Here is a 13,197-nt window from a genome sequence, read left to right on the forward strand (position 1 = left end):
AACTAAGCTAAGCCAGAAGAAGGCAGAAGAAGAGAGCGCTGGCTGCTCCCAAGACGGCCAGCGCTCTCCTCAGCAGTGAGCTGACAGAGACCGACCATAGTTAGCTCAGGGCATAAGCAAAGAGGTGCAAGTGGCCCTGGCTCACTGTAGCCGGCAGGGTAATGCTGGTCACGGTCTTACCGGCCTCCAGGGTGATCGGGGCGCTGGCGAAAAGGTAAGTCTCGACTTCCTGCGGCGTGCCCGAGCTGCTATTGCGATAGGGCATCCGGGCAGCGACCACATTGCCGTAGGCGAGCGAGCCGGCGCCGGCGTTGAGCGTCCAATCGCTGAAACCGAGCTGGGCCGTCTGGGTGCTTCCATCGGTGTAGGTAATGGTCACCGTGCCGACCGATGGACCATTCGTAGCGCTGCCCAGGAAAGTGAGCTGAGTGGCCCCGGCCCTGGGTGGGACCTGGATGGTCTGGCCAGCGTTCTGGACGTTGTCTTGAGTCTCAACGGGCACATTGGGCCAGGTGTAACTGACGCCATTGACGGTGACGGTGGCGCCGGGCTTGTAGCCCAGACTGGCCAGAAGCTGGGCCGAGTAGCTAAAATGCGAGCCATCGAAGTCGGCGATGGTCGGCGTAGTATCGTCTGAGATGCCAATGTTGTTCACGAGCGGCAGCAGGCTGCCTGCAGGGGAGACCAGCACCGGCAAGGTAACGGTGGGCAGCGTGGAGCCATCGGCGGTCTGCACGTTAAAGGTCACAGTCGCATACCCCTCTGGCTGATTCGCCGCGGCACTGATGGTCAGCGTCTGGCTGGCGGAGCCATAGGTCGGCACGCTGAAACTGCCGCTGGTCGGCGAGACGCTCAGGCCGTCAGAGGGGTGAGCGCTCCAGCTGACGCGCTGAGTATTCCCCAGCAGGTCACGAGCCATCAGACCGATCTGAGTGGTGGCGCCAGGGGCCAGGCTAGCCCGCGCCGGCGAGAAGCTGATGCGAGCCGCCATCTGGCCGGTGGTATAAGAAGGTGGGGCATCGGCAGAGTCGCTGCCCCAGGTGGTATTCGGTGCCGTGTCCAGCCCAAAGTCGAGAGTGCCGCCCTGGGCGACGAAGGAGGGCGGCAGCCAGGGCCGCGTCGTAGTCTGCCCGTTGACGCGCAGGCTCTGCACGTAGGGCGCATTCTCGGCGGCCTGGGGCGCGTTGATCTGAATAACCTGGCCGCTGGGGCGCGTTACTTTGATGCTCGGGAAGAGGGGACTGGCCAGGACCAGGTCGGCGGTGCCGGGCACCATAGGGAAGAAGCCCAGGGCCGCAAAGACGTACCATGAGGACATTTCTCCGAGATCATCGTTGCCGGCCAGGCCGCCCGGTCCAGGCGCATAGAGCGTGTTGACCGCCTGGCGTACCACCTGCTGGGTCTTGTAGGGCGCGCCGGCGTAGTCATACTCCCAGGGCGTTTCAAGCGTTGGCTCATTGCCAAGAAAAGCGTAGGGCTGGTCTGGGCCGGCATTGAGCTGAGAGAAGAAGGTATCCAGCCGTGGCAGCACTTTGGCATTGCCGCCGAGGGCATCGAAGAGGCCGCGCAGGTTGAAAGGCACCATCCAATTATACTGGGCCCCGTTGCCCTCGACCCAGCCCGCCTGATTGGCAGGATCGTAAGAAGCAGGAAAAGAGCCATCGGCGTTGCGAGGCTCCAGGTAGCCATCGGCAGGATTGAGCAGATTCTCCCAGTCCTGGGCGCGGGTCATGAACTTCCGCGCCGTCTCCTGATCGCCCAGGGCCTGAGCAAAGGCCCCAATGGCGAAATCAGCACTGTCGTACTCGAGCTGCGTGGCCGCCGGCCCGTAGAAGCCACAGCAACCGTAGCCGCCGTCCTGGGGCAAGTAGCCCAGCTCGTCCAGGTAGCGCAGGCCAGGCCGAATGCCGTTCGGCTGCGTCGCCTCATGAATCATCGCCGCCAGGGCGGCCTGCGTATCGAAATCACGCGCCCCGAAGGCGTAGGCTCCGGCGATGATCGGATCAGCCGGATCACCGACCATGACATAGGTTTCGCTGTTGGCCAGACTCCACTTGGGCAACTGGCCACTCTGCTGGTAGGCCAGGACCATTGACTGAACGATGTCGCTGGTCTCCTGGGGCGCCAGCAGGGCCAGGAGCTGGATCTCTGAGCGGTAGATGTCCCAGCCCGAGTAGTTGGCATAGAAAGCGTGGCCGCGCGGCAGCGTGTGCACCTGACCATCGAAGCCAATGTATTGCCCGTTGACATCCGAAAAGACGTTGGGCTGCAGGAGCACATGGTAGAGGGCAGTGTAGAAGGTAGTGAGCTGGGTCGTGGTGCCGCCGCTGACCTGAATCTCGCTCAGCCAGCGGTTCCAGGTCGCCTGCGCCTGCTGGAGCACCTGGTCAAAGTCGCCAGCGGGATCTTCGCTATCGACGTTGAGGCGCGCGTTGTCGACACTGACGAAGGAGAGACCGACCCGGACGGTGACGACGTTGTCGCGCGCCGTGTCGAAGGTGACAAAGGCGCCCGAGCCGGGGCCGGAGACGGTGACATCTGGGTGCTGGCGGGCTGCCTGCACAAGAGCAGGCGAAGGCCGGGCGCTACGCGCCAGCTGGGCTTGAGCTGCTTGCACCTTGCTGACCTGGGAAGCCACCTGACTGCCACCCCGCGCCCTGCGGCTGCCGGGGCTGACAGCGTTGTTATGCCAGGTGCCGATACTGGCAAAGGGCTGGCTAAAGCTCGCCCAGAAGTAGAGGCGATAGACATCGTTGGCCCCGCAGAAATGGCCGCTGCTAACCCAGCCCGCAACGCTGTGGCTCGCTGGGTCGATGGTCACCTCAGCGTCAAAGGCCCCATTGGCCGAGCCAGAGACGTTGACGAGCATGGTCGCAGTCTGCCCGCGCGGATAGGTGAAGCGACCAACACCACTGCGCTGGGTGACGCTCAACTCCACTTTGACGCCGCTATCAAGGGTGACGGCATAGGAGCCAGCACTGGCTTGCTCGTTGCTGTGGGAGAAGGTGGCAATGTAGCGCATGGGGTCCGCCGCCGGCGAGTCACTGACGGCCCCAAGGTAGGGCATGAACGGAATATCGCCATAGGCGCTACAGCCGGCGCCGCTGAGATGGGTCAGGCTGAAGCCACGTAGGCGGTTGTCGTTGTACCAGTAGCCACCGGGCACATAGCTGACAGTGTCGGGACTCCATTGCACCATGCCAAAGGGGAGGTCGGCCCCGGGGAAGGTGTCGCCGCCGCCGAAGGGTGCTCCCTGTTGGATACCAGTGCCGGTAAAAGGATCAACCAGATCGGCCAGGTGAGTATCTTGGACCGGCGTCGGCGCTCGCTGCCTCGCCAGCGTCAGCTCCGGTAAACCGGTCAACAGGATGACTAGCAGTACGGTCAAGATGATGAAGGGAAAGAGCCAGAATCTCGCGCTCGTGACGTACCTCATCGTGGCGTTCTCCTCATCTCGTTCGTCGAGCGGCAACCATCTCCCTCGTCGATAGGCCGTCTGACTGCGCCATGTTCCCCGAGCGCCGTCACAGTCACTACTGCGACATCACAGCACTGCGAGGACGTCGTGAACCGCACGCAGCCGCGACGATGGAGCCGCAACTGCTCCGGCAACGCTGCGGACGAACCAGATCAACGGTGGAACAGGCTGTCTTCGGGCCACGCTCCCCCAGCTGGCCCTGAGATCAGCGTAAGGATCGCTTGCGGGAAGGGCACCCCGCCAGCCAGGTCTGTCTCTGAGGCTGCTGCTTCTCTAGCTGGCGCTTCCCAAGATTAATTGGTACATTTGCCTATCTTACTTTCACAAGAGTAATGATACACGGCCCCTGTAAGATAGTCAAGTGTACCAACCAACTGCAGCGCTTGCGGCTCAGCACAGACAGCCGCAGCGTCAAGAAGGGCCAGCGCAAGGAGCGGTCGTCTGACTCGCCCGCGTCCGGCGGATCGGCGGGATCAGGGCTTGTGCGAGCAGGGGCGAGAGCGCTTCCTTTCTGTCTGCTCGTTGTGCCTCTATTCAAGAGCCGTGGCCTTCGATTATCATGGTAGGAGGTGGAAGAGCGGAGAGCGCGAGGCAGATAAGCGAGCAAGGGAGCAAGTCAGAGCAAAGAGAGGCTGGCCAGCTGACAAGACCAGAGCTTGTCGCCTGGCAGCGCTCTTCAGTGTAACAGTTATGAGGGAGTCTGGTATGGGTTTGCTCATTCGTCCAAGCCCAGGGCCGGCCCAGGCCGAGGGGTTGCAGGCGAGGCTTAGGGTTACCCCGTCCTCGGCTGGCTGGCGCTATGTATCGTTCACGGTTTATCACCTGCGCGCAGGCCAGCGTCTCAGCGGAGCGGCGGAGGGTCAGGAGAGCCTGGTGATGATTCTGACGGGTGTAGGCGAAGCCTGGCTGAACGGCCAGGCGCTGGGGGAAGTGGGTGAGCGCCTGAGCGTCTTTGACGACCGCTCTCCCTACGCCCTCTATCTCTCCGTCGATGGGCATTACGAGATCGTCTGTCGCTCCGCGGAAATGGAGATCGCTGTGGCCGCGGCGCCGGCAACCGAGCAGCATCTACCAGCACGCCTGATCGGGCCGAGCGATATCAGTCTAGAGCTTCGCGGCTCTGGCCAGACAGAGCGCCGCATCCGTCATATTCTGGATACCGACCAGGAGGCTGAGCGTCTGATCGCCGTCGAGGTGATCACTCCAGGCGGCAACTGGTCGTCGTTTCCGCCGCACAAGCACGATACCGAGAATCCGCCGCACGAGTCGTATCTTGAGGAGACCTACTATCACCATATCCAGCCGGCGGATGGTTTTGCCATTCAGCGTGTCTACACCTATGACGGGCTGGACGAGACCATGACAGTACACGATGGTGAGCTGGTGCTGGTGCCGCGCGGCTACCATACGGTGGCGGCGGTGCCGGGTTGCGACCTGTACTATCTGAACGTCATGGCCGGTCCGCGTCGGGCCTGGCAGTACCAGGTTGATGCCGCCTTCCGGCGCCTGCTGCCGCCCTCTGGCTCGATTATGGGCACCGTGCTACGCCCCGGCGCTTCGCACGCGGGCGGCTGAGGTCAGGTCCAGCTGGAGCGGGTCTGCACTGTTATGGGAAGCGCACACACTGGAACATGGTCGCGTCCACCGGCTGCGCGCCGCAGCAGCAGGCCCACAGCGCGCGCTATCTCGAGCTGCTGGCGCGCAGGCGTGAGATGGGGACGCCCGTGGGGCCGTGAGCGACCCGATCAGGGCCGGCTATTCAGGTCAGGCTGGCTTGCGTCCCCAGGCCACTACAGCCACTACCAGGCCGCGGAAATCCCCGGCCTGCATCTCGGCCAGGGCCTGCTGAGCCAGCCGCTCCAGCTCTTCTCTGGTAGCCAGGCCCATGTGAACCAGGAAGGGGCGCGAGACCTCGAGCAAAATCATGACGTCCTTGAAGAAGCCGTAGTGGGCTGGCGCTTCGCTGGACCAGTCCAGGGCGCTGGCACGCAGACGCACCTGCTCGAAGCCGCTCTGGCGCAGGAAGGGTGCCAGCTGCGGAGTGATGCCAATATGGCGCCCGTCCGGGGAAAAGCTCTGGCCAGCACGCTTGAGGGCCTGAAAGCTTAAGGCAAAGAAGCGTTCGGTCGCTTCGCTATTGGTCAGCGGCCCCTCGGTATCTGTGAGACAGAGCACCCCGCCTGGCTTGAGCAGGCGCCAGCACTCTTTAAGGAGTTCGGGCCAGGCCGCCGGCAGCATGAAGCTGCTTAGCAAGCGTCCATTGATGACATCAAAGGAGGCGTCGGGAAAAGACATCGGCTTCATGACATCCATGACCATGAAGCCAGCGTTGTCCAGGCGCCGCGCCTGGGCCTGGGCGCGCGCGTACTCGATCATGCTCGGGCTGATATCAACGCCAATGAAATCGGCCTGGGGATAGAGAAAGGCCGCTTCCAGCACCCAGCCCCCCGGCCCACAGGCCAGGTCAAGGACACGCCCCCCTTCCGAAAGAGCCAGCTCCTCGGGGAAGACGCCCCCCATTGCCTCGATCGCCAGACGATTCTGCTGCATGAGACGCGCCAGTTCGGCAGCCTGCTCGGTATCAATATGATAGGTCGAGCCTGCCCCGGCTTCTGTCTTGGCTGCATCATGCTCATCAGGGGAAGCCATGACTTTGCTCTCCTCTTCGCTGCACTGACTGCATTTCGCTTAGAAGGCAAGATCACCCGCAGCAAAGGTAGCAGCGTTGCCAATTCCGTGTCATGTCACACCAGATCTCATCAGAGCTATCTCGCTGGGCGGTCCCGCCTGTTTTGCCTCTTTGCTTGAGCATAGCAGAGCAAGGCAGCGCCTGACAAGTCCTGGCGCTCTTTGGCCCTTGCCTATGTCAGGGAATCGAGCCAAACAAAACCTAGACCGTCAAGCGGCGTCCGCGCACACGGCGCACCAGGCCCATGACGCCAGAGGGAGCCAGGAGCGCCACCAGAATCAGGATCACTCCAAAGACCACACGATCAAACTCTGGCGGGAGCGCGGTCCCCAAGAACGGCAGTTCGCCGGCCAGAATGCGCAGTACCTGGGCCGTCACCAGCATCAGCGGCACCCCAATGACTGGCCCCTGCCAGGTGCCCAGGCCCCCGACCAGACTCATCAGCACCACATCGATCGAAATATCCAGGCTGAAGGTTCCTTGTGGCTCAATATAGCTCGTATGAAAGGCATAGATTGCCCCCGCAATGCCAGCGATACAGGCGCCCAACAGCAGGGCCTGCGTCTTCAGCCAGGTCGTACGCACCCCCAGGATCTCCGCCGGGTCCTCATCCTCACGAATGGCCACCAGGGCATAGCCAAAGCGTGCATGCTCGATGAGGAAGGCCAGCAGCACCGTCAACACCATCAGGAACAGAAAAGCATAATAGAATATTTGTTCGTTTGTGAAGGCATCGAATGGCAAAGCGGGCATATAGATTCCGCTGGCGCCTCCTGTGATTCCGAGATTCGTGACCAGCACCTGCGTTAGAAAGCTGATGATCAGCGTCAGAATAGCGAAATAGACTCCGCGCAAGCGCAGGGCCGGCACCCCCACCAGCAGGGCTACCACTGTGGCGACGCTTCCCGCCAGCGGAATGGTCAGCAAAGGATGGACATTATACTGAGTGCAGAGTACGCCGGCGGTATAGGCGCCAACGCCAAAGAAGGTCACCATGCCGAAATTGAGGTAGCCGGCGTAGCCACCCAGAATATTCCAGCCCTCTGCCAGCATGATATACATAAAGACCGAAGACAGGGTTGTCACCCAGTCCAGAGGGATCAAGACGCCGAGCAACGCCAGCAAGCCGACCGCCGCCGCCGCACCCAGTCCGCGATAGAGCCAACTCCGCCAACGTGCTCCGGTCGCCACCCGCTCAAGCAGGGCACTACTCATAGCGATTATCCTCCCGCTCGCTTCGTGCTGCCGCGTCCAGCCGCAGCGCAGCCGGACAGCCACTTCACCGCGCTCTCACTCCGTCTCAGCACTCGTCAGAGCGCGCGGCTCTGGCTTCCGGCCAGGCCCTGACCGCGCACCAGCAGCGCGACCACCAGCAGCAGATAGACGATGAAGTAGACATACTGGAAAGGGAAGAGGATACTGCTCACGGTCTCGATCAGGCCAATGAGCAGGCCGGCCAGCAGCGTATTGCGAATGCTGCCCAGGCCGCCGATGACCACCACGAGGAAGGCCCAGGCCAGCCAACGATAGTGGTCCTGGGGATCAAAAGGGAAGATCATGGCTAATACCACCCCTCCAATGCCGGCGGTTGCCGTTGCCAGACCAAAGACCAGCAGCGAGAGACGATCGGTATCAATGCCCGAGATGCGAGCCGCGTCGCGATTTTGGGCCATCGCGCGGATGGCCTTGCCGTAGAGCGTTGAGCGCAGAAAGGTATCGAGGAGGACCACGAGAGCCAGGGCGATGACGGCGGCGATCAGGCGTGGTACGGCGATGGCGATGCCATCGAGGGTCAGCGAGGCATTGGTATAGCTCACCGTGAGCACTTGCGTATCGGTCGTCCAGCGCAGGATCGCCGCCCCTTCAATCACCACCAGAACCCCGAAGAGCACCAGCAAGCCGGTGGTCTGCGAGGTGCGGGCCACGCGGCTGATCAGCAAGCGCTCCAGGAGGACCCCGATCAGGAAAAAGACTGGCACGGCGACCACGGCACTGATGATAGGATCAAGGCCCAGGCGCTGCAGCAGCTCTAAGGCAAGATAGGAGCCAAGCATGATGAGGGTGCTATGAGCGACGTTGACCACCCCCATGATACCCAGCGTCAGGCTCAGGCCGAGCGAGATCAGGGTATAGACCAGGCCGAGTAGCAGGCCATTGATCAGCGCCTGCACCAGCAGCGACAGGCTGATCGTTGTCAGCATCGCGCCTCTCCTTTTTCTCTTCTGCCCAAACTAAAAGCGCAGCCAGCTCTTGATCAGTGCTTCCAGGCGGTCCTCGAAAGCGCCGCGCTCGCCCTCCAGGTTGTTGCGGCCATACTCCAGCGTGTAGACATAATCGGCCAGGGCCACGGCGGCGCGCACATTCTGATCGACCAGGAGAATGGTCCGCTGCTCTTCCTTGAGACGTGCAATTTCCTCATAGACCTGATCGACAATGACCGGCGCCAGACCCACCGAAGGCTCGTCGATCAGGATGACACGCGGGCTGGCCATCATCATGCGCCCAATCTCAACCAGGCGCTGCTGACCGCCGCTCAGGCTGCCGGCCTGTTTCTGGCGCCACTCTTTGAGCAAGGGATAGCGCGCATAGATCGCCTCCAGGGCCGCACTCAGGCGGCGGCGGTCGCGCATCAGGAGCCAGCCGCCGATTTCCAGGTTCTCCTGGACTGTCAACTCGGGAAAGACCGAGCGGCCCTGTGGGAGCAGAGCCATGCCTAGCGCCAGACGTCGATGAGGCGGCACAGCAGTGATCTCGCGTCCGTCAAGCAGGACCTGCCCGCTGCGCGGCCTGAGCAGGCCATAGAGGATGCGCAAGGCCGTCGATTTGCCCGAGCCATTCGGTCCCAGCAGCACGGTCACTTTCCCGGGACGAGCCAGGAGGCTAACGTTGTTCAGCACCAGGTCGTGACTATAGTAGCCGGCAGTGACCCCGCGCATACTCAAGCCGGCGCTCGTATCGGCCACCAGCCCATTGGGCGACGGCCTGCCAGAGCCTGCCGGCACGTCAGCGGCGTGCCTCATCATGACGGATGCCCTCCTGCCTGTTCGAAAGAAGAAGAAGAAGAACATGACGACGAAGGCGAGGTCTGGGCCTGGCCTTGTCCTCCGGCATGGCCCAGATAGGCGGCGATCACATCGGGGTGCTCGCTGACCTCCTGCGGGGTCCCGCGGGCGATGATCTGGCCGTAGCTCATGCAGATGATGGTCCGCGCCAGACTCATCAGGTCGGGAATCTCGTGGCTGACGATAATAAAGGAGACCCGGCGCTCTTGCTGCGCCTCACGGATGCGCTCCAGCAACAGGGCCTTGATCTCGGGATGGACGCCGCCAAACGGCTCGTCCATCAACACGAGCCGCGGCTCGGTCATTAAGGCCCGAGCAAACTCTAACAGCTTCTGCTGACCGCCAGATAGCTCGCTGGCCGGCAGGGCTTGATAGCGCTCCAGACCGACAAAGGTCAGTAGCTGGCGGGCCCGCTCTTGGGCTACGGAGCCAGGTAGATGGGCATGCACCAGCGGCACCAGCATATTCTGAGCGACGGTGAGCGTGTGGAAAACGCGCGCATTCTGAAAGGTACGGCTGATGCCCAACAAGGCCAGCTGATGGGGACGCAGGTTACGTGTAGGGCGGCCCAGATAGCGGATCTCTCCACTCTCGGGCCGATAGAGGCCATTCAAGGTATTGAGCAGGGTGGTCTTGCCGGAGCCGTTGGGTCCAATGAGGCCCATGATAGAGCCAGCTTCCAGCGTAAACGAGACGCGCTCTAGCGCCACAATGCTCCCGAAGCGTTTCGAGAGGGAGTCGACCTGCAAGACAGGTTCCATCGTTACTCTCCCATGTCGAAGACGTGCCAGAGGGAGGGTCACCCTCGCGGCGCCAGTGCCGGGAGGCTGGCCCTCCTACCGTGCGCGTCGCTACTGCAGTTGTGGCTTGGCGGTAGCCCGGCTGGGAGGCCAGACTACCTCGTTCTTGCCGTTGAGATACTGCACGAGCACGGCATTGTAGTGGGGCATACCGTATTGATCAAAGGTCAGCGGACCATTGACAGTGTTGAAGCGATGATTCAGGACATAGGCCCGCAGTTGCTGCTGATCGAGGGTGCGCGCACCCTCGACCGCCTGCTGCATGACCTGCAGAATGGTCATGGCCACGGCGGCGTACTGGCTGAAGACGGTCTCATGCCGTACCTGCTGCAGCATGGTGAAGAGATCCTTGAGGCCATCGTAGTTGTCACTGGGTACAGCCATCGCTGTCGAGAAAATACCCTCGCCAGCAGGCCCCAACTGGGCCCAGTAGGGCAGCGAGGTCACGAGCGAGCCACAGGCGCAGTAGATCTTGGGCTTGAAGCCGAGCGAGTAGGCGGTACGCGCGATGAGGGCCGCCGGGTTGGGCAGCGAGAGCGCAAAGAAGAGATCGACTTTGGCCGCCTTGGCTCGCTGAATGAGGCCACTGACGTCGGTGGCCGTGGGTGGATATTCTTCATTGAGAACGATCTGCATCCCGCGCTGCCTGGCAAAGTTGATGACGCCGCCCTGACCCTGGTAGCCGTCGCGCACGGCCAGCGTAAAGGGATTCTGCTCGGTAACAATACCGACGCGCGTGGGCCGCTCGCTGGCGGGCAGGGAGTCAATCATCTCGAAGACGCCGCGACTGTAGTCAGGCTCCTGGTAGGTGTAGGAGCCGATCATCGATTGCGTGCTCTTGAAGAGCTTGATGCTCACGAAGCCGCCGTTCCAGAGGATCATGTGGTTGGCGGCAGCAATCGGCAGCACGGCCCCGCCAATGGCTGTCGTATAGGGCGAGAGCAGGAGATTGACTTTGTCTTGATGGATGAGCCGCTGGTAGAGGCTCTGGGCCGTGGCCGGGTTGCTCTCGTCGTCGTAAATAATCATTTTGACGGGATGGCCAAGTAGGCCACCGTGGCTGTTTACTTGCTGGAGCCAGTAATCATAAGTGGCCTTGTAGTCTGCCGAGGGGCCAGCATAGGCCCCGGTCAGGCCAAGGGTGCCGCCGATGACAATCGGCTGACCTGCCGGTGGCAGCCCGTTCGCAGAGCTGGAGCTGCTGCCTGTGTTCTGGGCGGCGCTGCAACCGGTCAACATCAGGATCAGCAGCATGGTCGTCGTGATGAAGAGACGAAAAGACTTCATGTCGTCCTCCTTACGCAACGCCGCGCGACAGAACAGGCGGGCAAGCCTGTCTCCGGCGGGAAGTCACCGTCCTCCCGTGCAGGTGGGCGCTCCTGCTTCCTGCTCTCTGTCCGTGTGGACGCCCCGCAATCCACAGGGAACGACAGCCCGCCTGTGGACCTGCCGCAGAACGACGCTGTTCGTGTCGCTGCTCTGCAGTGCCCTGCTTCAGTGAAGGCCCATGAGGGCAAACAAAGGCACTTTTTAGACGTTCGTCCGTTCTTCCTCTCCCCTATCCCTTAGCCATTGGTGTGAATGTGCGTGTGCGCGCGTATGCAGGTATGGGTGTGTGATCGCCCTGGGCGAGCGACCCTGATAGACGGCCCCCAGCTTCAGGCGAGCAACCCCAGCGGCTCTTCTAGCAGCTCGGCCAGGGCGGCCAGAAACTGCGCTCCGCTGGCCCCATCGATGACACGATGGTCGCAGGAAAGGCTCAGCAACATGGTAGGCGCAACGACCGGCTGCCCAGAGACGGCAATGACACGCTCGCTGATGCGCCCGACAGCCAGAATGGCAGCCTGGGGCGCATTGATGATGCCGTTGAAGGCATCGACGCCGTACATGCCCAGGTTGCTGATGGTGAAGGTGCCCCCCTGCAGATCCTGGGGACGCAGACGCCGGCTGCGCGCCCGTTCAACCAGCTCTTTGCGTACTTCGACCAGGGCGCGCAAACTCAGACGATCGGCTTGATGGACGACAGGCACGACCAGTCCCTCGGCAGTGGCAACGGCCAGGCCGATGTTGATCGCCTCATGATGGACCAGGCGCCCATCTTGCCAGGAGGCATTGATCTGAGGGTGAGCGCGCAGAGCTGCGGCCACCACGCGCACGAGCAGGTCTGTATAGGTGACCTCGGACGAACAGCGTCGCCGCATGGCTTGATGCCAGGCGAGTAGTCGCTCCGCCCGGACCTCACGCAGCAGGAAGAAATGTGGCACCTGCTGCCAGCTCTGGGTGGTGCGCTCAGCCATGAGGCGCCAGATCTGGCTCAGCGTTGGAGTCCCAGCAGCTTCGCCAGCGATGGCCGCTGGCTGAGGAGCTGCGGATGGCGCAGCGGCCTCCGCCCGGGTGGAGGCCGCTGCCAGGACGTCGGCGGCCAGGATCGCCCCCTCGGGACCACTGCCGAGGCCAGCGCGGGCAAGGGCCGCCAGATCCTGCCCCAGCTCAGCCGCCAGACGTCTGGCCTTGGGTGAGGCCGCCAGCAGGCGCGTCTCCCCTACCAGGCCAGCAGCGGACCTGATGGCCACTGGTCTCTGGTCCGGCTCTGACGCCTGCTCCTGGCGACTGGCCAGGTAGGCCAGGACATCCGCTTTTTGAATGCGCCGCCCCTGGGGCTGGAGCTGACGCAGATCAATCTGATAGTCGGCGGCGATGCGCGCAGCCAGAGGAGAAATCAGCCTCCCCGGGCTGCGCATCTGCTCGTCCGTGGGCATAGGGGAAGGAGGTTCCACCGTCTTGTCTGGCCGCCCTGTGATGGCTGCCGCCGAGAGAGAGGCCGGCTGCTCTCCGGGGGCCAGGATCAGGGCAATCTGCTGCCCAACGGGAATGTCCTCCCCCTCGCTGGCAGTGACCGCACTGAGCAGGCCCGAGGCTGGCGCCTCCAGTTCGACAGTCGCTTTGTCTGTCTCGATCTCAGCCAGCGGTTCACCCTGGTTCACTGGCTCGCCCTCGCGCTTGAGCCAGCGCAGGATCTTCCCCGTCTCCTGGGCCATTCCTAACGCGGGCATGATGACCCTGGTCGCCATCAGTGCACTCCTCTGCTCTTCTTTTGTTCTGATAGTGGGTGGCTTAAGCCCGGACGCCGCGCTCTGGCCAGGGCCTGGCCTGTCTCGCCCCATCCCC

9 protein-coding genes are annotated in these 13,197 nt (G+C 62.6%); 1 reads left to right on the forward strand and 8 read right to left on the reverse strand.

Annotation, left to right across the window (positions count from 1 at the left end):
• Positions 1-100 precede the first annotated feature (100 nt).
• Complete coding sequence (locus tag N688_RS12635) at positions 101-3,436, reverse strand: GH92 family glycosyl hydrolase (protein ID WP_081838803.1); 3,336 nt, start codon at positions 3,434-3,436, stop codon at positions 101-103.
• Between the two features lie 747 nt (positions 3,437-4,183).
• Between N688_RS12635 and iolB the strand changes: the two genes are divergently transcribed.
• The gene (gene iolB, locus N688_RS12640) at positions 4,184-5,053 is read left to right on the forward strand and encodes a 5-deoxy-glucuronate isomerase (RefSeq protein WP_081838804.1); all 870 of its coding nucleotides are present in this window, start codon (positions 4,184-4,186) and stop codon (positions 5,051-5,053) included.
• 189 nt (positions 5,054-5,242) lie between these two features.
• Here iolB and N688_RS12645 read toward each other — a convergent pair whose 3' ends face one another.
• The 7 genes from N688_RS12645 to N688_RS12675 all read right to left on the reverse strand — a co-directional run bounded on the left by N688_RS12645 (position 5,243) and on the right by N688_RS12675 (position 13,100).
• The gene (locus N688_RS12645; protein WP_052889612.1) at positions 5,243-6,127 is read right to left on the reverse strand and encodes a class I SAM-dependent methyltransferase; all 885 of its coding nucleotides are present in this window, start codon (positions 6,125-6,127) and stop codon (positions 5,243-5,245) included.
• A gap of 241 nt (positions 6,128-6,368) precedes the next feature.
• Entirely contained in the window at positions 6,369-7,382 is a 1,014-nt protein-coding gene (locus N688_RS12650) for a branched-chain amino acid ABC transporter permease (RefSeq protein ID WP_052889613.1), read from the reverse strand.
• A 95-nt stretch (positions 7,383-7,477) separates the two neighbouring features.
• Positions 7,478-8,368, reverse strand: a complete 891-nt coding sequence (locus N688_RS12655) for a branched-chain amino acid ABC transporter permease (RefSeq protein WP_052889614.1) — start codon at positions 8,366-8,368, stop codon at positions 7,478-7,480.
• A 30-nt stretch (positions 8,369-8,398) separates the two neighbouring features.
• Complete coding sequence (locus N688_RS12660) at positions 8,399-9,190, reverse strand: ABC transporter ATP-binding protein (protein WP_052889615.1); 792 nt, start codon at positions 9,188-9,190, stop codon at positions 8,399-8,401.
• Complete coding sequence (locus tag N688_RS12665) at positions 9,187-9,990, reverse strand: ABC transporter ATP-binding protein (protein WP_052889616.1); 804 nt, start codon at positions 9,988-9,990, stop codon at positions 9,187-9,189. Before N688_RS12665 ends, N688_RS12660 begins: the two co-directional genes overlap by 4 nt.
• 90 nt (positions 9,991-10,080) lie before the next feature.
• Positions 10,081-11,316 carry an amino acid ABC transporter substrate-binding protein gene (locus N688_RS12670; protein ID WP_052889617.1) on the reverse strand — a complete coding sequence of 412 codons (1,236 nt, stop codon included), beginning with the start codon at positions 11,314-11,316 and terminating at the stop codon, positions 10,081-10,083.
• Positions 11,317-11,687: 371 nt separating this feature from the next.
• A complete protein-coding gene (locus tag N688_RS12675; protein ID WP_052889618.1) occupies positions 11,688-13,100 on the reverse strand; it encodes a 2-oxo acid dehydrogenase subunit E2 in 1,413 nt (470 codons plus the stop codon).
• Positions 13,101-13,197: the final 97 nt, after the last annotated feature.

Origin of the sequence: Thermogemmatispora carboxidivorans, assembly GCF_000702505.1 — a bacterium.
In the GTDB taxonomy this organism is placed as follows: domain Bacteria; phylum Chloroflexota; class Ktedonobacteria; order Ktedonobacterales; family Ktedonobacteraceae; genus Thermogemmatispora; species Thermogemmatispora carboxidivorans.